Below are 19,857 nucleotides of genomic sequence, written 5' to 3' on the forward strand. Positions count from 1 at the left end.
GTCCGTCGATCGACCGGGAGGCCGATGATGAACGCTGAAGTCGTGGCGATCCGCCACGTGCATTTCGAGGATCTCGGGAGCTTCGAGCAGGTGCTCGGCGAACGCGGTCGACGGGTGCGCTATGTCGATGTCGGATCGTCGCGGGTCGAGGTGCTCGACGTGCTCGAGCCGTCGCTGCTCGTCGTGCTCGGCGGGCCGCTCAGCGTGTACGACGACGCGCAGTATCCGACGATTGCACCGCTGCTGGCGCTCGTGCGCCAGCGCATCGACGCGGGGCTGCCGATCCTCGGCATATGCCTCGGCGCGCAGTTCATCGCGCGGGCGCTCGGGGCGCGCGTCTATCCGGCCGCGCAGCACGAACTCGGCTGGGCGCCGCTGACGCTCACCGATGCCGGCCGCGCGTCGCCGCTGCGCCATCTCGACGGCGCGACGACATCGATGCTGCACTGGCATGGCGATACGTTCGACCTGCCGGGCGGTGCGATCCATCTCGCGTCGACGCCGGCCTGCCGCCACCAGGCATTCGCATGGGGGCAGCACGTGCTGGCGCTGCAATGTCATCCCGAGATCCGTACCGATCGCTTCGAACCGTGGCTGATCGCGAACGCCGGCGAAATCGCCGCGACGCCCGGCATCGACGCGCGTCAGTTGCGCGCCGATACCGCGCAGCACGGCCCCGCGCTCGAGACGGCCGCCCGGCATATGTTCGCGGAGTGGCTCGGTAGCGTCGGGCTCTGACGTCGCGGGCGGCCCCGTCCGCCGGAAAGGATTGGCCCGGCCTGCATCCGTTGAGGGCCGGCGCATCGCCTTCCATCGCCTATTCCGTTTGTTCCACGCCCCCGCCGGCGTCCGGCCGGCCATACCTGACCATTCGCTTACTGCGGAGCGCGCTGTCTGCACGCTTCAGGCGTGCGTGCTACGCTCGTCCGCTCCTTCCTTTTCCTGGCGAGCGGCTTCCATGACTGCGCTGTTTTCCCCGTTCACGCTGCGCGGCGTGACCCTTCCGAACCGGATCGTGATTTCCCCGATGTGCCAGTACTCGGCCGAACGCGGCGAAGCGACCGACTGGCACATGATTCATCTCGGCCATCTCGCGCTGTCGGGCGCCGGGCTGCTGTGCATCGAAGCGACCGCGGTGGAACCCGACGGACGCATCACCCATGGCGACCTCGGCCTGTGGGACGACGTGACCGAAGCCGCGCTGAAGCCGGTGCTGGCCGCGATCCGCAAGCATTCGCCGATCCGCATCGCGATGCAGTTGTCGCATGCGGGGCGCAAGGCGTCGAGTGCGGCGCCGTGGGAGGGGGGCCAGCTCGTGCCGGTCGCCGACGGCGGCTGGCTGCCGCATGGCCCGTCGGCCGTGCCGCACAAGGACGGCGAGACGCCGCCGCTCGCGCTTGATGCCGCAGGCCTGAACCGGATCCGCGAAGCGTTCGCGGCGTCGGCGAGGCGTGCCGCGCGGCTCGGCATCGATGCGATCGAAGTGCACGCGGCGCACGGCTACCTGCTGCATCAGTTCCTGTCGCCGCTCGCGAACCGGCGCACCGACGAATACGGCGGCTCGCGCGAAAACCGGATGCGGTTTCCGCTCGAGATCTTCGAGATCGTGCGCGCCGCGTTTCCGGAGGATCGGCCGGTCGGCGTGCGCGTGTCCGCGACCGACTGGGTCGAAGGCGGCTGGGAACTCGACGATACGATCGCGTTCGCGCACGAACTGCAGCGCCGCGGCTGCGACTGGATCGACGTGTCGTCCGGCGGCGTGTCGCCGCTGCAGAAGATTCCGCTGTCGCCCGGCTATCAGGTGCCGTTCGCGCAGGCCGTGAAGCGGGCGGTCGGCATGCCGACGATCGCGGTCGGCCTGATCAATGAACCCGAGCATGCGAACCGGCTGATCGAGGCCGGCGATGCCGATTTCGTCGCGATGGCGCGCGCGATGCTGTACGACCCGCGCTGGCCGTGGCATGCGGCGGCCGAGCTCGGCGCGCAGGTGACGGCGCCGCCGCAGTACTGGCGTTCGCAGCCGCGCGAGCACAAGACGCTGTTCGGCGACGTCGCGTTCGGCCAGCGCTGAGCCCATCGCGCAATATTGCGCGCGATGTTGAACGAAGCAATATCGAACGTGTAGGATGCGGATGATTCGCCGCATGCCCCGACGCGGCACCGACCGGTGCCGCGTTTTCGTTTGGCGCGGCGCCCGGCCGCGATCGCGGTCGCTTCCGTTCAAGTCGTCTTCACAAGGATTGGTTCGATGAGTTCACGCAGGATCGCGGTGCGCCGCTCGGGAGTACACGGCAAGGGCGTGTTCGCCGTGGCGCCGATCAAGGCCGGCGAACGCGTAGTGGAATACAAGGGCGAGCGAATCTCGTGGAAGGAAGCGCTGCGCCGTCATCCGCACGACCCGAGCGAGCCGAATCATACGTTCTACTTCGCACTCGACGAAGGCGGCGTGATCGACGGCAAGGTCGACGGCAACAGCGCGCGCTGGATCAATCATTCGTGCGCGCCGAACTGCGAAGCCGAGGAAGTCAAAGGGCGCGTGTATATCCACGCGCTGCGCGATATCGGCCCGGAAGAGGAGCTGTTCTACGACTACGGCCTCGTGATCGACGCGAAGCTGACGAAGAAGCTCAAGCGCGAATACGCGTGCCACTGCGGTGCGGAATCGTGCCGCGGCACGTTGCTCGCGACGTCCGACGAAGGCGGGAAGAAGAAAAAGAAGAAGGACAAGAAGGACGGCAAGCCTGCATCCGGTTCGAAGGACAAGAAGAACAGGAAGTGATGCAGGCGGCAGCGCATCGCGTGCTGCCGCGGTCGTTTCAGCCGGCGGTTGCCGCGTCGTGGCGGCCCGGCGTTCGCTTTCCTTTTCCGGCGGGCCGCCCGGTCGACGGGCCAGCGGTTGCCCGCCGCGACTCGCTGGTGATCGCTCAGTGCGTCGGCGCCGCGGCCGGCGTTTCGCTGGCCGGTTTTTCCGTCCGCGTCGCGAGCGGCACCCGCACCACGAAGCGCGAGCCGCCTTCCGATGCATCCTCGTACGACACGGTGCCGCCGTGCATCGCGATGATGTCGTGCACGATCGCGAGCCCGAGCCCGGCGCCGGTTTCGACACCGTTGCCGCTTTGCGCGTCGCCGCGGAAGAAGCGCTTGAACAGGTCGGCCTGCTGGTTCGCGGGCACGCCGGGGCCGTTGTCCTCGACGACGATCTCGGCGGCCGGCTGGCTGTCCTCGAGCGCGGCGCGCGCGACGTTCACCGTGATCCGCGCGCCGTCCGGCCGCGCGAGCGGCACATACTTCAGCGCATTGTCGAGCAGGTTCGCGATCACCTCGCGCAGCAGCACCGGGTTGCCGCGCACGATCAGCTTCTCGTCGTCGCCCGGCTCGTCGCTGCGCTGGAAGCCGAGATCGACGTGCGACGCGAGCGCGCGCGGCACCCATTCGGCGCCCGTCTCGAACGCCATTGCCGCGAGATCGACGTCGACGAAGCGCGCGGCCTGTTCGCCCGGCTCGGCCCGCGCGAGCGACAGCAACTGATTGGACAGCCGCACCGCGCGGTCGGCGGCCGCGCGCAACTCGCGCACCGCGGCGAAGGTCTGGTGCGGGTCGCGCGCGACGGCCGCCTGCTCGGCATGCAGCTTCACCGCGGTGAGCGGCGTGCGCAACTGGTGCGCGGCATCGGCGATGAACTTGCGCTGCGCGTCGAGCGCGGTCTTCAGGCGGCCGAGCAGCGCGTTCATCGCGCTGGTCAGCGGCCGGATCTCCAGCGGCACGTCGGTTTCGTCGACCGGTTCCAGCGACGTATGGGTTTGCCGGTTCAGCGAATCGGCGAGATGCGTGAGCGGGCCCAGCTGCTGGTTCACGACGCGCCACACGATGCCCCAGCCCGCGAGCAGCAGCAACAGCAGCGGCATCATGATCGCGACGAGGAATTCGGCCGCGATCCGATAGCGGTGCCGCACCGGCTGCGCGACTTCGACGACCATCGGCCGGCCGCCCTCGACGTTGTCGACGCGCACCTGCGCGACCCGGACCGCGCGATTGTCGTATTCGGCCTCGAACACGTACGCGTGATGCATGCGGCGCACGTTGATGCCCTGCAGCGGCAGCTTCGGATCGCCGGCGAGTTCCTCCTCGCCGTCGCTGATCCGGTAGATCAGCGCTTCGGCTGGATCGGAGAACATCGCCTGCGCGAGCGGCGGCACCGTGAACGGCGCGTCGGGGCCGGCGATCTGGATCTGCTTGGAGATCGCGGTCGCGAGATCGGCGAGCGAGCGGTCGATCACGTGCTGCGTGTATTGCCACGCGAGCCAGTAGGCGATCAGGCCGCTCATCAGCGCGAGCATCGACAGCGGGGCGGCGAGGCGCCGGAGCAGCGAGCGGCGCAGGCTGGTGGTCACAGCCGGATCAGAAGACATTTCGACGGGCAAAGGGATAAGCGCCGCTCACGGGGAGCGGCGCGGTCGTGCGCCGGGAGGGCGACGCGGAGCAGCACGCGTGCGCCGGCGGCACGCGGCCGGCCGGCGCCCGGCGTCGCTCAGACGCTCGCCGTCTGGCGGATTTCCTGCAGCAGGTAGCCGAAGCCGCGCACCGTGACGATTTCGACCCGGCACTGCTCGAGTTTCTTGCGGACGCGGTGCACGTAGACTTCGATCGCGGTGTCGCCGAGATCGCCGCCGAAGTGCGTGAGGTGATCCTGCAACTGCGCCTTGCTGACGACGCGGCCGTGACGCAGCAGCAGCATTTCCAGCACCGCGAATTCGCGCGGCGACAGTTCGAGCGGCTTGTCGTCGTTGAAGATGCGGCGGTCGACGCCCGACAGGCGGACGCCGCCGAGCGACACTTCGGGACGCGGCATGTCGCTGTGCGGGCCGCTGCGGCGCATCACCGCGCGGATACGCGCTTCGAGCTCGGCCGGCTCGAACGGCTTGAGCATGTAATCGTCGGCGCCGGAGTTCAGGCCCTGGATCCGGTCGTTCAGCTCGTCGCGGGCGGTCAGCACGATCACCGGCGTGTGGCGGTTGGTCTGCCGAAAGCGCGTGAGCAGCGTCATGCCGTCGATGCCCGGCAGGCCGAGGTCGAGGATCACGAGTTCGTGGCGGTTCTGTGCCAGCGCCTGTTCGGCAAAGATGCCGTCATGCACCATGTCGACGGTGAAGCCAGCCTGCTCGAGGCTGCTCTGGATACCGCGTGCGATGGGGCGGTCGTCTTCGATCAGAAGGAGTCGCATGAAGTTCGCTCAAGTACAATGGGTTGGCGGTTCAGGCACGCGGACAGCACGAAGCCGTTTCCACAGGAACGCCGCATCGCCTGACATCAAGCATGGCGGCCAGCGAACGATTAAATCCAATCATGTCCGATATTTCGATCCACGACCTCGAAGCCGCGATCAATTTCTGGCGCGCCCGCTCGCCGTCGAGCGGCGACGAACTCAAACTCTGCGAAGAGGCCAGCGCGCTCTCCAAGCCGTATGCGCTGCTGATTGTACAGCGCGAAAGCGCGCTGCAACTGGAAGGTTTGGACCCCAAGGCGCGGAAAGCGTACGAGACTTACGTGCGCCTTAAGGATGGCTTGGAAAGCTGAAGGCTTTCGCTGAGTACAGCCTAGAAAACGTTCAGCGAAATGAAAAGTTGACGCGCCGCGCACGGAAAGCGCGCGGCGGCGGAGACGGGATTCAGGCGCCCGGTTGCGCGTGCGCGGCGACGCCGTCGATGAACCGCGCGAGTTCGATGTCGCGTTCGGTCAGGCCGTCGGCGTCGTGGGTCGACAGCGTGACGTCGACGCGGTTGTACACGTTGAACCATTCCGGATGGTGGTTCATTTCCTGCGCCTTGATCGCGACACGCGTCATGAAGCCGAATGCCTCGTTGAAATCGGCGAAGCGCAGGCGGCGCTGGATCGCGTCGCGGCCCGGCACGGCCGTCCACTGCGGCAGGCCTTCGAGCCGGGTCTTGCGTTCTTCGGATGTGAGCTTGTGGATCATCTTGCACCTCTCGTTCGGTAACGGCGCCCGCGCGCGGTTGCGCCCCGCGGCGAAGCCGGCATCGTTCATTGTTCCATAGTTGCGGAAACGGCGACGGGCGGCCGGCAACCGGCAGCCGACGGCCCGCGCGTCACGCGTCGGCGTCGGCGGGCCAGCCTTCGCCCGTGCCGCGATGCAGCACGCGATCGGTGTCGAGTACCGCGCCGGCCGCGAATTCGGGCAGCCCTGCGAGCCGGTCGGCCAGCGCGCGGCCATCGACGTCGGCGAGCGCGAACAGCTGCGCGAAATCGTCGATCACGAAGTAAGTCTTCTGGAACATGTCGATCCGGTACTTCGTGCGCATCACGCGCTCGAGATCGAACCCGAGCCGGTTCGGCGCCGCGCTTTCGAGGCTGTACAGGCTTTCGCCCTTGCTCGACACGATCCCGGCGCCGTAGATCGACAGCCCGTTCGTGCTGCGCGGATCGCGGATCAGCCCGAATTCCACCGTATACCAATAGAGGCGCGCGAGCCGCGCCAGCGCCGCTTCGTCGTCGGCGACCGCGAGCGCGGTGCGGCCGTACGCCTGCATGTAGTCGGCGAACACGGGTTCGATCAGCAGCGGTACGTGGCCGAACAGGTCGTGGAAACAGTCGGGTTCCTGCAGGTAGTCGAGCTGGTCGGGACGGCGCATCCACCAGGTGACCGGGAAACGCCGGTTCGCGAGATGCGCGAAGAACACGCGGTCGGGCACGAGGCCGGGCACCGCGACGATTTCCCAGCCGGTCGCGGGCTTCAGTTGGCGGTTCACGTCGGCGAACGACGGCACGCGATCGGCCGGCAGCTCGATCTTGCCGAGCCCGGCGACGAACGCGTCGCACGCGCGGCCGCGCAGCAGCGCCGACTGGCGCGCATAGAGCTGCTTCCACACCGCGTGGTCGACCTGGCCGTAGCGCTGCAGCGGCTGGTCGATGGTGAAATCGGCGCGGGTTTCGAGGCCCGCATCGAACTGCTCCTGCAGTTTCGCGGTGACGACGGTGGACATGATCAGGCTCTGCACGCTGGGGTTGGGACCATGCAAGTGTAGAGCGGGCGACGCGCGGATTGGGCGCATAGTTGGCATTAATTCACCGTATGATGCGATAATCGCGCATCAAATCACAAATCAATGCGGAGAATGCTCATGCTGGAACTCGATCACTTCGATCTCGCGCTGCTGGACGTGCTGCAGCGCTTCGGTCGCGCGACGCATCAGCAGCTGGGCGAGCAGGTGCCGCTGTCGCCGTCGCAGATCGGCCGTCGGCTGCAGCGGCTGGAGGCGGCCGGCGTGATCGAAGGCTACCGCGTGATGCTGCGACCCGAAAAGCTCGGGCTCGGCGTGACCGCGTTCACGAGCCTGAAGCTCAAGCATCACGGCGATTCGATCATCGAGCAGTTCCAGCAGCAGATCGACGTGCTGCCCGAAGTGCTCGAATGTCATGCGGTGGTGGGCGATGCCGACTACCTCCTGCGGATCGTCGCGCCGGATCTCAACGCGCTGTCGCAGTTCGTGATGAAGAAGCTGATGCGGGTGCCGGGCGTCGACAGCGTACGCTCGAACATCGTGCTGACGACCTTCAAGCGCAACGGTGCGTTGCCGCTCGCGCATCTCGCGCCGGGCGCCGCGTAACGGGGACGCGGCCGCGGCGGCATCGGCGCTGAAGGCGGCACGCGCCGTACCGCCTTCGATGGGGCCGGATCAGGCCGTTTCGGGCTGGGTGTCGGCGTTCAGCAGATCGACGTACGCGACCGCGACGAGATCGTCCTGCGCGACGCCGAGTTTCGCGAACACCTCGTGCGCTTCGGCTTCGCCGCCCGCTTCGTCGTCGTCGGGGCCCAGCACGACTTCGAGCTCGATGAAATCGCCGAGGCCGTCGACGCGGTCGAGGTGGATACGCGTGCGGCCGGCGAGGTACACGTGCCGCTCCTTCGTCACGATCCCGCGCGTGGTCAGCGCGGTCGCGAGCAGCGAATGCATCGCGTCGGGGTTCGTCACCGGACTGCGCGTGTAGTACGACGCCTTCGGGCCGTCGCGATCGTCGCGCTGGTAGAAGATCAACTCGGCCGGCGTGCCGTCCTCGAAGCGGCGCAGCTTGAGCCGGCCGCGCGGCACGTCATAGAAGAAATCCTGCTGGCGGTAGAAGAGCGGCGCTTCGGTCGCGAGCTGGGCCGCCCGTTCGCGCAGCCGGTCGAATTCGCGGGCGCGGGCTTTGATCTCGATGTTGCGGGCCATGCGGGTCTCCTTCAATCGGGGTCTCGCGGTGTGCGAACGCACAATCTAGCAAAAAGCCTGCGATGGTGGCGTGACGCGCGGACCGGCCGCGGCGACACGACGCGCGGCACGCGATTCGATCCGCGGCATGCGTCGGGCGCCGAAACTCGATGCGTAACGGGCCGCGTCGACATCAGCCGCGCTCATATCGCCCACTGCGCGTCGATCAACCGCAGCGCGGCCGCGATCGCCGGCTCGTCGCGCCGCTCGGCGAGCGTCACGAACGTCAGCTCGGTCGGCACCGTCATGCGTTCGACGATCGTCAGCGCATGCGCGTGCGCCTCGGCCAGCGCGGTTGAATCCCGCGCGAGCGTCAACCCGATCCCCGATTTGACGAGATCGAGCATCGACTGCTCCTGGTCGACCTCGGCGACCTTCACCGGCTGCGCGCCGGCCGTCGCGAAGAGGCGCGACAGCAGCCGGTGGTGCGCGGACGCCGGCGGCGTCCAGATCCACGGCAGCGCGGCGAGCGCGCGCCAGTCGTGCGCGCGCTGCACGCGCTCCTTCCAGCCGGCCGGCGCGAGCACGCGGTATTCGAAGCGCGTGAGCGTGACGGTGTGGAACAGCGCGCCGTCGCGCGGCGAATCGTCGTCGGGCCGGCCGATGTAGTAGCCGACGTCGAGCGCCTGCGCGCGCACCTGTTCGAGCACCCAGCCCGACATCCCGTGCCGCAGCGCCGTTTCGATCTGCGGATGGGTCTCGACCAGCGCGCGCAGGAAGCCACCGAGCCGCAGGAACCCCGGATCGAGGATCGTGCCGATCCGTAGCCGGCCGCGCACCTCGTGCCGCAGCGCGGCAGCGGCACGCTGCACGTCGGCAGCCGCGGCAAGCGCGCGCTCCGCGTGCGGCAGCAGCGTCTGCCCGTCGCGCGTGAGCGCGAGCCCGCGCGACGTACGCGTGAACAGCACGACCCCGAGCGTTTCCTGCAGATGCTTGATCTGCAGGCTGACGGCCGGCTGCGTCAGATGTAGCTGCACGGCGGCGCGCGTCAGGTTGCCTTCGCGGGCGACCGTCGCGAACGCGCGAAGCAGGGTGAGATCCATCGTCGTGATATGAGCGTGGCTTATAACGCAGTTCAGCATAACTCATTGGATCGGCGGCCGGGCGCGGGAGTACGCTTCATCGGATCGTGGCGCGGGGCCGCAGGCGCGGCGCGACGCACTATGCTGAACATGCGCGCGGCATCGCGCCGCGCGGTACATAACAAGCAGGAAGGAGACACGCCGTGAGTACTCAACGCACGCTCGAGGGCGAATTCGACTACGTGATCGTCGGCGCGGGCACCGCGGGTTGCGTGCTCGCGAACCGCCTGACCGAGGATCCCGACATCAGCGTGCTGCTGCTCGAGGCGGGCGGCAAGGACGACTATCACTGGATCCATATCCCGGTCGGCTATCTGTACTGCATCGGCAACCCGCGCACCGACTGGCTGTACAAGACGCAGCCCGAGGCGGCGCTGAACGGCCGCGCGCTGTCGTATCCGCGCGGCCGCGTGCTCGGCGGCTGCTCGTCGATCAACGGGATGATCTACATGCGCGGCCAGCGCGAGGACTACGACAACTGGGCGCAGGAAACCGGCGACGCCGGCTGGTCGTGGGACAGCGTGCTGCCGATCTTCAAGCGCAGCGAGGATCACCATGCGGGCGCGAGCGATGCGCACGGCGCGGGCGGCTACTGGCGCGTCGAGAAGCAGCGGCTGCGCTGGGAGATCCTCGAATCGTTCGCGCAGGCCGCGCAGCAGACGGGCATTCCAGCCACCGAGGATTTCAACCGCGGCGACAATGCGGGGGTCGGCTACTTCGAAGTGAACCAGAAGCGCGGCGTGCGCTGGAATACGTCGAAGGCGTTCCTGCGGCCCGCGATGGCGCGCCCGAACCTGACCGTGATCACCGGCGCGCATGCGCAGCGCGTGATCTTCGACGGGCGGCGCGCGGTCGGCGTCGAGTACCACGGCGGCGGCACCGATTACGTCGCGCGGGCGCGCGCGGAAGTGCTGCTGACGTCGGGCGCGGTGAATTCGCCGCAACTGCTCGAACTGTCGGGTGTCGGCGATGGCCGGCGGCTGCAGGCGCTCGGCATCGACGTCGTGCAGGATCTGCCGGGCGTCGGCGAAAACCTGCAGGATCATCTGCAATTGCGGATGGCGTTTCGCGTCGACGGCGTGCGCACGCTCAACACGCTGTCCGCGCACTGGTGGGGCAAGCTGATGATCGGCGCCGAATATGCGCTGCTGCAGCGCGGGCCGATGTCGATGGCGCCGTCGCAACTGGGCGCGTTCGCGAAATCGGATCCGGACGATCCGGCGCTCACGCGCCCCGATCTCCAGTACCACGTGCAGCCGCTGTCGCTCGAGCGCTTCGGCGAGCCGCTGCACGGCTTCAACGCGTTTACGGCGTCGGTCTGTCATTTGCGGCCGACCTCGCGCGGCAGCGTGCACGTCACGAGCGCCGATCCGGGCAGCGCACCGACGATCGCGCCGAACTATCTGTCGACCGATCACGATCGTCACGTCGCCGCGAACGCGCTGCGCCTCACGCGCCGGATCGCAGCCGCGCCGGCGCTTGCGCGCTATCGCCCCGAGGAAATCCTGCCGGGCCCGCGGTACCAGACCGAGGCCGAACTGATCGACGCGGCCGGCGTCGTCGGCACGACGATCTTCCATCCGGTCGGCACGTGCCGGATGGGGCGTGCGGACGACGCGCGCGCGGTGGTCGACAGCCGGCTACGCGTGCGCGGGATCGCGGGGTTGCGGATCGTCGACGCGTCGGTGATGCCGTTCATCACGTCGGGCAACACCAATTCGCCGACGCTGATGATCGCCGAGCGCGCGAGCGACATGATTCGTGCCGACCGCCGTGCGGCGCGCGAAACGACGTCGGTGCGCACCGAGGCCGCGGTGACGGCGGCATGAAGGCTCGCTGACCCGCGCGCCAGCGGGCCGTCATGCGAACGCCCGCTGATTCGCTATGCGAAACAAGCTGCCGGCGCGTCCGCCCGAACGGCAAGATCCGTGCAAGCCGCGCCGTCGCGCGGTTTTTTATCGGGCGCGCGCGTGCCAGATCCTGCGGCAGGTCAACGCGTGATGATGCACGTGTCAAAAAAGCGGGGTGAATAACCGTGCGCCGTCGCATCCGATAGGGCGGCCACCCCTATAAGTGCAAATCCCGATGATTGCACTGCACCAACGGCGCGACAATGTTCTGTAATGTGCATACGCGTCGGCGCGGGAGACCAACCCTCGAGGCGTACCACGGCGCCCGGGGGCAGCCCGCTGATCCGCTGACCTGTTCGCGGCCGCTTGCGCCAGGCTTCCCGGTGCTTCGCCTGACTTCGTACGGAAGGGAACATGATTCTCGGCGACACGATTCTGGAAACACGCGGACTGACGAAGGAATTCAGGGGCTTCACCGCCGTGAACGGCGTCAACCTGCGTGTGCGCCGCGGCGCGATCCACGCATTGATCGGGCCGAACGGCGCGGGCAAGACCACCTGTTTCAACCTCCTCACCAAATTTCTGACGCCGACGGCCGGCCAGATCGTCTTCAACGGCATCGACATCACCGACGAGCGGCCCGCGCAGGTCGCGCGGCGCGGCATCATCCGCTCGTTCCAGATATCGGCCGTGTTCCCGCACCTGACCGCGCTGCAGAACGTGCGCATCGGCCTGCAACGCGCGCTCGGCACCGAATTCCATTTCTGGCGCAGCGAACGCACGCTGAAGCGGCTCGACGATCGCGCGATGGACCTGCTCACGCAGGTCGGCCTCACCGATTTCGCGCACGTGCCGACCGTCGAGCTGGCCTACGGCCGCAAGCGCGCGCTCGAGATCGCGACGACGCTCGCGATGGAGCCTGAACTGATGCTGCTCGACGAGCCCACGCAGGGGATGGGCCACGAGGACGTCGACCGCGTGACCGCACTGATCAAGAAGGTCGCGAGCGGCCGCACGATCCTGATGGTGGAACACAACATGAACGTGATCGCGGGGATCTCCGACACGATCACCGTCCTGCAACGCGGCGAGGTGCTGGCCGAAGGCTCGTATGCGGAAGTGTCGAAGAATCCGCTCGTCATCGAGGCCTACATGGGCAGCGCCGACGCGGCGCTCGCGGGGGCGCACGCATGAAGCACAGCGAACGGGAGGAACGCGAATTGAGCGGCGTCGAGAGCGGTACGCCTGCGCTGGAAATCACGGGCCTGGAGGCCTGGTACGGGGAATCCCACATATTGCACGGCGTCGACCTGACCGTGCACCGCGGCGAGGTCGTCACGCTGCTCGGCCGCAACGGCGCGGGCCGCACGACGACGCTGCGCGCGATCATGGGCCTCACGGGCCGCCGCAGCGGGTCGATCAAGGTCGCCGGCCACGAGACGATCGGCCTCGCGACGCATCGCATCGCGCATTACGGCATCGGCTATTGCCCGGAGGAGCGCGGGATCTTCTCGAGCCTGTCGTGCGAGGAGAACCTGATGCTGCCGCCGCTGATCGGGCCGCGCGAGCATTCGATGTCGCTCGACGAGATCTACGCGATGTTCCCGAACCTCGCGTCGCGCCGGCAGAGCCAGGGCACGCGGCTGTCCGGCGGCGAGCAGCAGATGCTCGCGGTCGCGCGAATCTTGCGCACCGGCGCGAACCTGCTGCTGCTCGACGAGATCTCCGAAGGCCTCGCGCCGGTGATCGTCCAGGCGCTCGCACGGATGATCGTCGCGCTGAAGGCGCGCGGCTACACGATCGTGATGGTCGAACAGAATTTCCGCTTCGCCGCGCCGCTCGCCGACCGCTTCTACGTGATGGAGCACGGCAGCATCGTCGAGCATTTCCGCGCGTCCGAACTGGAAGGCAAGATGCCGACCCTGCACGACCTGCTCGGAGTATGACGCCGCCTCGTTTCCATTGCCGCTAGCCGTGGCGGCCCTCGAATAACCACAACGCATCAGAACAACAGGAGACGTCAATGAAAATGAAGACCCTCGCACAGGCCTGTCTCGCGCTCGCGACCGCCGCACTCACCGCCGGTGCCGCGCATGCCGCGGATAGTGTGAAGATCGGTTTCGTCACCGACATGTCGGGGTTGTATGCGGACATCGACGGCCAGGGCGGTCTCGAGGCGATCCGCATGGCGGTCGCCGACTTCGGCGGCAAGGTGCTCGGCAAGCCGATCGAGGTCGTGTACGCGGATCACCAGAACAAGGCGGACATCGCCGCGTCGAAGGCGCGCGAATGGATCGACCGCGGCGGGCTCGACCTGCTCGTCGGCGGCACGAATTCGGGGACGGCGCTGGCGATGGCCAAGCTGGCCGCGGAGAAGAAGAAGGTCTACATCAACATCGGCGCGGGCGCGGACACGCTGACGAACGAGGAGTGCACGCCGTACACGGTGCACTATGCGTACGACACGATGGCGCTCGCGAAAGGCACCGGCTCGGCGGTGGTGAAGCAGGGCGGCAAGACGTGGTTCTTCCTGACCGCCGATTACGCGTTCGGCAAGGCGCTCGAGAAGAACACGTCGGACGTCGTGAAGGCGAGCGGCGGACAGGTGCTGGGGGCGGTACGGCATCCGCTGTCCGCGTCGGATTTCTCGTCGTTCCTGCTGCAGGCGCAATCGTCGAAGGCGCAGATCCTCGGCCTCGCGAACGCGGGCGGCGACACGATCAACTCGATCAAGGCCGCGAAGGAATTCGGCATCACGAAGACGATGAAGCTCGCCGGGCTGCTGATGTTCATCAACGACGTGCACAGCCTCGGCCTCGAGACGACGCAGGGCCTCGTGCTGACCGACAGCTGGTACTGGAACCGCGATGCGGCATCGCGCCAGTGGGCGCAGCGCTACTTTGGCAAGATGAAGAAGATGCCGTCGAGCCTGCAGGCGGCCGACTACTCGTCGGTGACGACCTACCTGAAGGCCGTGCAGGCCGCCGGGACGACCGACTCCGACAAGGTGATGGCCGAGCTGAAGAAGATCAAGATCAGCGACTTCTACGCGAAGGGCTATATCCGTCAGGACGGCAGCATGATCCACGACATGTACCTGATGGAAGTGAAGAAGCCGTCGGAATCGAAGGAGCCGTGGGACTACTACAAGGTGCTCGCGACGATTCCGGGCGAACAGGCGTTCGGCACCAAGCAGGAAACGCGCTGCGCGTTGTGGAAGTAAGCATCGGATAGCGGCGCGCACGGGCGCGCCGCACGGGGGCGGTGGCAGCGACGTGCCCGCTGCGCCGCCCGCGTGCGCGCGGCTGCAAAGTTGCGTACGCAACGAAACTCATTCTGACGGCTAAGTCGATGGAAATCTTTGGCATTCCGTTGCCGGCGATGCTGAGCCAGTTGCTGCTCGGGCTCGTCAACGGCTCGTTCTATGCGATCCTGAGCCTCGGGCTCGCGGTGATCTTCGGGCTGCTCAACGTGATCAACTTCGCGCACGGCGCGCTGTTCATGCTGGGCGCGATGCTCGCGTGGATGGGGCTGTCGTATTTCGCGCTGCCGTACTGGGCGATGCTCGTGCTGGCGCCATTGATCGTCGGCGCGTTCGGGATCGCGATCGAGCGCTCGATGCTGCGCTGGCTGTACAAGCTCGATCACCTGTACGGGCTGCTGCTCACGTTCGGCCTCACGCTGGTCGTCGAAGGCGTGTTCCGCTCGATCTACGGCGCATCCGGGCAGCCGTACGACGTGCCGTCGCAGCTGTCCGGCGCGACCAACCTCGGCTTCATGTTCCTGCCGAACTATCGCGCGTGGGTCGTCGTCGCGTCGCTCGCGGTGTGCCTCGCGACGTGGTTCGTGATCGAGAAGACGCGCCTCGGCGCGTACCTGCGCGCGGGCACCGAGAACCCGAAGCTCGTCGAGGCGTTCGGCGTGAACGTACCGATGATGATCACGCTCACCTACGGCTTCGGCGTCGCGCTCGCCGCATTCGCGGGCGTGCTGGCCGCGCCGGTGATCCAGGTGTCGCCGCTGATGGGCCAGCCGATGATCATCACCGTGTTCGCGGTGGTCGTGATCGGCGGGATGGGCTCGATCCTCGGCTCGATCGTCACGGGCCTGCTGCTCGGCGTGATCGAGGGATTCACGCGCGTGTTCTATCCCGAAGCGTCGGCCACCGCCGTGTTCGTGATCATGGCGATCGTGCTGCTGTTCCGCCCGGCGGGCCTCTTCGGCAAGGAAAAATGATGCAGAGAAAAGTGCTCTACGGCGTGCTGCTCGCCGCACTGCTCGCCGCGCCGTTCATCGGCGCGTATCCGGTGTTCGTGATGAAGGTGCTCGCGTTCGCGCTGTTCGCGGCCGCGTTCAACCTGCTGATCGGCTATACGGGGCTGCTGTCGTTCGGCCATGCGATGTTCCTCGCGACGGCCGGCTATGCGACCGGCTATTCGATGCAGACGCTCGGTTTCACGCCGGAGCTCGGCGTGCTGACCGGCACCGTCGCCGCGACGCTGCTCGGGCTCGTCGTCGGGCTGTTCGCGATCCGCCGGCAGGGCATCTACTTCGCGATGATCACGCTCGCGTTCGCGCAGATGGTCTACTTCATCTATCTTCAGGCGCCGTTCACACGCGGCGAGGACGGCCTGCAGGGCGTGCCGCGCGGCCATCTGTTCGGGCTGCTCGACCTGTCGAACGACGTCACGCTGTACTACGTCGTGCTGGCGGTGGTCGTGGCCGCGTGCGCGTTCATCGTGCGGGTCGTCCATTCGCCGTTCGGCCAGGTGCTCGTCGCGATCAAGGAGAACGAAGCGCGCGCGATCTCGCTCGGCTACGACACCGATCGCTTCAAGCTGCTCGCGTTCATCCTGTCGGCCGCGCTCGCGGGGCTGGCCGGCTCGCTGAAGGTGCTCGTGCTCGGCTTCGAGACGCTGTCGGATGCGTACTGGACGATGTCGGGCCTCGTCGTGCTGATGACGCTCGTCGGCGGGATGGGCACGCTGTTCGGGCCGCTGCTCGGCGCCGCGCTGATCGTCGCGCTGGAAGACCGGCTCGGCGACATCGGCGAATGGCTCGCGTCGACGACGGGCGTCGCGTGGTTCCATTCGCTCGGCGAATCGACGACGATCGTCACCGGGCTGATCTTCATCGCATGCGTGCTGGCGTTCCGGCGCGGCATCGTCGGCGAGATGGTCGCGCGGATCAAGCCGCTCAGGGCGTCGTCGTGAGCATGCGGTGCGCGTCGCCCGTGTTGATGCGAAGCACCATCCGGCTCGGCCGGGAAGGGCGTCACCGCGGGCTCGGGCCGTCGCCGCGCGGCCGGCTGGTGCCCCATTTTCGTGCGGCAATGCACCATAGGGGTAAATGCTAAGTTGTCGTGGTGCTTAAGCCTCTTTAAGATTCACCTCAGTTCTGATGCACCGCGAAACGAATTTGCAGGTGGAGAACGAGGAGACAATCGAGGCACAAAGTGCCCGGACCCCAAAGCGCTGTTGGACGGAATCCAACAGCGCTTTTTCATTTGCGTGCACGAATTCCCTCGATGGTGCATCGGCCCGCATGCCAGCCGATGGTGCCGCCTTCCGCGTTTGCGTTCGCACCGCGTCTTTTCCGCGCTTTGCCGCGTTGCCCGTTTTTCCGTTTCCCGCGATCCGTTCGCCGACGATGTGCAATCCTGCACAGGCGCTTCGGGCTTACCCGGTTAGCGGGCGCGAAAGGCGTCCGTTACACTCGGCTTTCGCCGACCGTGCGGTCGGGAAAATCGGTCGGCAGTTCTCCTACAAGCACAATGCAGAACAGGGAGTACGGTTGGATGAGCAGCGCAGCACGGTGGTTCGGGGCAGGAGACGCGGCGGACGCCGTTCGTTCGTCATGGGGTGCCCGATGGGTCATCGGGGCATTTCCGAGCCGTTCCATGGCCTGTATGCGCGTCCCGGTGCCGGCGCGGGTCGTTGCGCTCGCATCCGTCTCTGCATCCGTATGCGCAATCGCATGAGCGGCCGGCTTTCCGAGGTTTCATCGCTTGCCGTGCGTGCCGACCATCGATGCGCGCGCAACGAGCTGCGTACGCTCCCGCATTTCTTCGCTTTCTTCATCCTGACGACACCGCTGCTGCGCATCGTGACGGTCGAACGGCCGTTTCAATCGGCGCGCGGCGCGTGGCGGCGTGTCGCGGGAAAACGAGCATGGGCGCGGATGGGCGGGATAATTAAGATATTAACTTGTTTGGGGACCGGGAGCCGCCCGAGCAACCGTGGTTTTTTCGAGCAGCGTTTGGAGACAACGTAAATGAAGATGAATCGATGGATGGAGGCCCTGCTTGCTGCGGGTCTCGTGTGTGCGGCGGCCACGGCGTCGGCGCAGGTGAAGATCGGCGTGACGCTGTCGGCCACCGGGCCGGCCGCGTCGCTCGGGATTCCGGAAAAGAACACGATCGCGCTGCTGCCGAAGGAGATCGCGGGCAAGAGCGTGCAGTACATCGTGCTGGACGACGCGTCCGACACGAGCCGTGCGGTGCAGAACGTGCGCAAGCTGATCGACGAGGACCACGTCGACGCGATCATCGGCTCGTCCGTCACGCCGAACTCGCTCGCGATGCTCGATCCGGTGTCGCAGGGCAAGACGCCGACGATCTCGCTCGCGGCGAGCGCGCAGATCATCGCGCCGATGGACGCGAAGCGCGCGTGGATGTTCAAGGTGCCGCAGAACGACCAGCTGATGGCCGATGCGATCGCCGGCTACATGGCGAAGCATGGCGTGAAGACGGTCGGCTTCATCGGCTTCGCCGACGCGTACGGCGACAGCTGGCACAAGACGTTCGACGCGGCGGCCGCGAAGAACGGGCTGAAGCTCGTGTCGAACGAACGCTATAACCGGACCGACGCGTCGGTGATGGGGCAGGTGCTGAAGCTGCTGGGCTCGAACCCGGATGCGGTGCTGATCGCCGGCTCCGGCACGCCGGCGGCGCTGCCGGCCAAGACGTTGAAGGAGCGCGGCTACAAGGGCAAGGTGTACCAGACGCACGGCGTCGCGAACAACGATTTCCTGCGCGTGTGCGGCAAGGATTGCGAGGGCGAGATCCTGCCGGCCGGCCCGGTGCTCGTGACCGACCAGCTGCCCGATTCGAATCCGGTGAAGAAGCCGGCGCTCGGCTACAAGGCCGCGTACGAGAAGGCTTACGGCGCGGGTTCGCTGTCGACTTTCGGCGGCCATGCGTGGGATGCGGGCCTGCTGCTGCAGCGGGCGATCCCGGACGCGCTGAAGAAGGGCCAGCCGGGCACCGAGGCGTTCCGCGAAGCGCTGCGCGCGTCGCTCGAAAGCGTGAAGGACCTGCCCGTCTCGCACGGCGTGATCAACATGACGGCGACGGATCACAACGGCTTCGACACACGTGCGCGCGTGATGGTGCAGATCGTCGACGGCAAGTGGAAGTTGCAGGCCGAGTAAGCGTCACGTGAAACCGGCGTGCGCGGCGCGAACGGCGCCGCGCACGCCGTCGGTAGGGCGGCGCGCGTCACGGCCGCATCCGTGCCGCCTGGAACGGCCGGGGCCCGCCGCGCGCCCCGGCCGCTTCCGCCTTTCGTTTCTCCGCAGCATTCTCTCGATACACGAAACGTATGGATCTCTCGATTGCGGCGATCCTCGCGCAAGACGGCATCACGACCGGCGCCATTTATGCATTGTTGTCGCTGGCGCTCGTACTGGTGTTTTCCGTCACGCGGGTGATCTTCATTCCCCAGGGCGAATTCGTCGCCTACGGTGCGCTGACGCTGGCCGCGTTGCAGGCGCAGAAATTTCCCGCCACCTGCTGGCTGCTGTTCGTGATGGGCGTCGCATGCTTCCTGCTCGAAGCCGGCGGCCTGATTCGGCATCGCGAACGCCGCCATCAGCTCGGCCGCACGCTCGCGACGCTCGGCAGCCGCTACATCCTGCTGCCGCTCGCGGTGTTCGCGATCACGCGCAGCTTCGCCGCGCAGCCGATGCCGATGCTCGCGCAGATCGCGCTGACGCTCGCGATCGTCGTGCCGATGGGGCCGTTCGTCTACCGGCTCGTGTACCAGCCGATCGCCGAAGGCACGACGCTGTTGCTGCTGATCGTGTCGGTCGCCGTCCATTTCGCGATGGTCGGCCTCGGCCTCGTGATGTTCGGCGCGGAAGGCTCGCGTACCAACGGGTTCTCGGACGCGTCGCTCGCGATCGGCAGCATGACGGTGTCGGTGCAGAGCATCCTGGTCGTCGTCACGGCGCTCGTGCTGATCGGCGCGCTGTATGTGTACTTCGGCCGCACGATCGCCGGCAAGGCGCTGCGCGCGACGTCGGTGAACCGGCTCGGTGCGCGGCTCGTCGGCATCGGCACGACCGAAGCCGGGCGGCTCGCGTTCACGTTCGCGGCGGGGCTCGGCGTGTTGTCCGGGATCCTCGTCGGCCCGCTGACGACGATCTACTACGACTCGGGCTTCCTGATCGGGCTGAAGGGCTTCGTCGGCGCGATCATCGGCGGGCTCGTCAGCTATCCGCTCGCGGCCGCCGGCTCGCTGCTCGTCGGCGTGCTCGAATCGTATTCGTCGTTCTGGGCGAGCGCCTACAAGGAGGTGATCGTGTTCACGCTGATCATTCCGGTGCTGCTGTGGCGGAGCTTCGCGACGCCGCATGCGGAAGAGGAAGAGGAGTGACGCG

The 19,857-nt window shown here is 67.1% G+C and carries 20 protein-coding genes; 14 read left to right on the forward strand and 6 right to left on the reverse strand.

Translation table 11 applies throughout. The features are described 5' to 3' along the window. Window positions 1-27 precede the first annotated feature (27 nt). From HWX55_RS22025 to HWX55_RS22035, 3 genes are all read left to right on the forward strand, one after another. Complete coding sequence (locus HWX55_RS22025; RefSeq protein ID WP_124555741.1) at window positions 28-738, forward strand: glutamine amidotransferase; 711 nt, start codon at window positions 28-30, stop codon at window positions 736-738. Window positions 739-958: 220 nt separating this feature from the next. Further along, a complete protein-coding gene (locus HWX55_RS22030; protein WP_175977279.1) occupies window positions 959-2,071 on the forward strand; it encodes an NADH:flavin oxidoreductase/NADH oxidase in 1,113 nt (370 codons plus the stop codon). Window positions 2,072-2,248: 177 nt separating this feature from the next. Beyond that, complete coding sequence (locus HWX55_RS22035; RefSeq protein ID WP_050015789.1) at window positions 2,249-2,779, forward strand: SET domain-containing protein-lysine N-methyltransferase; 531 nt, start codon at window positions 2,249-2,251, stop codon at window positions 2,777-2,779. A gap of 145 nt (window positions 2,780-2,924) precedes the next feature. On the opposite strand, the gene HWX55_RS22040 is transcribed toward HWX55_RS22035, so the two are convergent. Together HWX55_RS22040 and HWX55_RS22045 are read right to left on the reverse strand one after the other, a co-directional pair. Further along, complete coding sequence (locus HWX55_RS22040; protein ID WP_089488017.1) at window positions 2,925-4,409, reverse strand: sensor histidine kinase; 1,485 nt, start codon at window positions 4,407-4,409, stop codon at window positions 2,925-2,927. Window positions 4,410-4,528: 119 nt separating this feature from the next. Beyond that, entirely contained in the window at window positions 4,529-5,221 is a 693-nt protein-coding gene (locus tag HWX55_RS22045) for a response regulator transcription factor (RefSeq protein WP_006401494.1), read from the reverse strand. A gap of 122 nt (window positions 5,222-5,343) precedes the next feature. Here HWX55_RS22045 and HWX55_RS22050 point away from each other — a divergent pair, with 122 nt between their 5' ends. Continuing rightward, window positions 5,344-5,574 (forward strand): DUF3717 domain-containing protein, encoded by a 231-nt coding sequence (locus HWX55_RS22050; RefSeq protein WP_006401493.1) that lies wholly within the window; start codon window positions 5,344-5,346, stop codon window positions 5,572-5,574. Between the two features lie 91 nt (window positions 5,575-5,665). Here HWX55_RS22050 and HWX55_RS22055 read toward each other — a convergent pair whose 3' ends face one another. Beyond that, complete coding sequence (locus HWX55_RS22055) at window positions 5,666-6,043, reverse strand: 4a-hydroxytetrahydrobiopterin dehydratase (protein ID WP_279612697.1); 378 nt, start codon at window positions 6,041-6,043, stop codon at window positions 5,666-5,668. A gap of 61 nt (window positions 6,044-6,104) precedes the next feature. Next, complete coding sequence (gene phhA / locus HWX55_RS22060) at window positions 6,105-6,998, reverse strand: phenylalanine 4-monooxygenase (RefSeq protein WP_244140624.1); 894 nt, start codon at window positions 6,996-6,998, stop codon at window positions 6,105-6,107. Between the two features lie 138 nt (window positions 6,999-7,136). Here phhA and HWX55_RS22065 point away from each other — a divergent pair, with 138 nt between their 5' ends. Further along, window positions 7,137-7,622, forward strand: a complete 486-nt coding sequence (locus HWX55_RS22065; protein WP_050016018.1) for an Lrp/AsnC family transcriptional regulator — start codon at window positions 7,137-7,139, stop codon at window positions 7,620-7,622. Between the two features lie 69 nt (window positions 7,623-7,691). On the opposite strand, the gene HWX55_RS22070 is transcribed toward HWX55_RS22065, so the two are convergent. Together HWX55_RS22070 and HWX55_RS22075 are read right to left on the reverse strand one after the other, a co-directional pair. Beyond that, window positions 7,692-8,225 (reverse strand): class IV adenylate cyclase, encoded by a 534-nt coding sequence (locus tag HWX55_RS22070; RefSeq protein ID WP_050015796.1) that lies wholly within the window; start codon window positions 8,223-8,225, stop codon window positions 7,692-7,694. 182 nt (window positions 8,226-8,407) lie between these two features. Then, window positions 8,408-9,307, reverse strand: a complete 900-nt coding sequence (locus tag HWX55_RS22075; RefSeq protein ID WP_175977281.1) for a LysR family transcriptional regulator — start codon at window positions 9,305-9,307, stop codon at window positions 8,408-8,410. Window positions 9,308-9,489: 182 nt separating this feature from the next. Here HWX55_RS22075 and HWX55_RS22080 point away from each other — a divergent pair, with 182 nt between their 5' ends. From HWX55_RS22080 to HWX55_RS22120, 9 genes are all read left to right on the forward strand, one after another. Further along, window positions 9,490-11,175: a choline dehydrogenase gene (locus tag HWX55_RS22080; RefSeq protein ID WP_175977282.1), complete on the forward strand. Its 1,686-nt coding sequence runs from the start codon at window positions 9,490-9,492 to the stop codon at window positions 11,173-11,175. Window positions 11,176-11,610: 435 nt separating this feature from the next. Beyond that, complete coding sequence (locus tag HWX55_RS22085) at window positions 11,611-12,390, forward strand: ABC transporter ATP-binding protein (RefSeq protein WP_006477266.1); 780 nt, start codon at window positions 11,611-11,613, stop codon at window positions 12,388-12,390. Further along, window positions 12,387-13,142, forward strand: a complete 756-nt coding sequence (locus HWX55_RS22090; RefSeq protein ID WP_050015804.1) for an ABC transporter ATP-binding protein — start codon at window positions 12,387-12,389, stop codon at window positions 13,140-13,142. Before HWX55_RS22085 ends, HWX55_RS22090 begins: the two co-directional genes overlap by 4 nt. 77 nt (window positions 13,143-13,219) lie before the next feature. Continuing rightward, window positions 13,220-14,419, forward strand: coding sequence for an ABC transporter substrate-binding protein (locus tag HWX55_RS22095; protein ID WP_050015806.1), 1,200 nt, complete (start codon window positions 13,220-13,222; stop codon window positions 14,417-14,419). Window positions 14,420-14,547: 128 nt separating this feature from the next. After that, window positions 14,548-15,432: a branched-chain amino acid ABC transporter permease gene (locus tag HWX55_RS22100; protein WP_175977283.1), complete on the forward strand. Its 885-nt coding sequence runs from the start codon at window positions 14,548-14,550 to the stop codon at window positions 15,430-15,432. Further along, entirely contained in the window at window positions 15,432-16,409 is a 978-nt protein-coding gene (locus tag HWX55_RS22105) for a branched-chain amino acid ABC transporter permease (RefSeq protein ID WP_175977284.1), read from the forward strand. The genes HWX55_RS22100 and HWX55_RS22105 overlap by 1 nt, the downstream gene beginning before the upstream one ends. 211 nt (window positions 16,410-16,620) lie before the next feature. Then, a complete protein-coding gene (locus HWX55_RS22110) occupies window positions 16,621-17,469 on the forward strand; it encodes a hypothetical protein (RefSeq protein WP_175977285.1) in 849 nt (282 codons plus the stop codon). Beyond that, window positions 17,470-18,627 carry an ABC transporter substrate-binding protein gene (locus HWX55_RS22115; RefSeq protein WP_175977286.1) on the forward strand — a complete coding sequence of 386 codons (1,158 nt, stop codon included), beginning with the start codon at window positions 17,470-17,472 and terminating at the stop codon, window positions 18,625-18,627. A gap of 170 nt (window positions 18,628-18,797) precedes the next feature. After that, entirely contained in the window at window positions 18,798-19,853 is a 1,056-nt protein-coding gene (locus HWX55_RS22120; protein ID WP_089488022.1) for a branched-chain amino acid ABC transporter permease, read from the forward strand. The last annotated feature ends 4 nt before the right edge of the window (window positions 19,854-19,857 follow it).

Origin of the sequence: Burkholderia sp. BCC1047 (genome assembly GCF_902833155.1) — a bacterium.
In the GTDB taxonomy this organism is placed as follows: domain Bacteria; phylum Pseudomonadota; class Gammaproteobacteria; order Burkholderiales; family Burkholderiaceae; genus Burkholderia; species Burkholderia sola.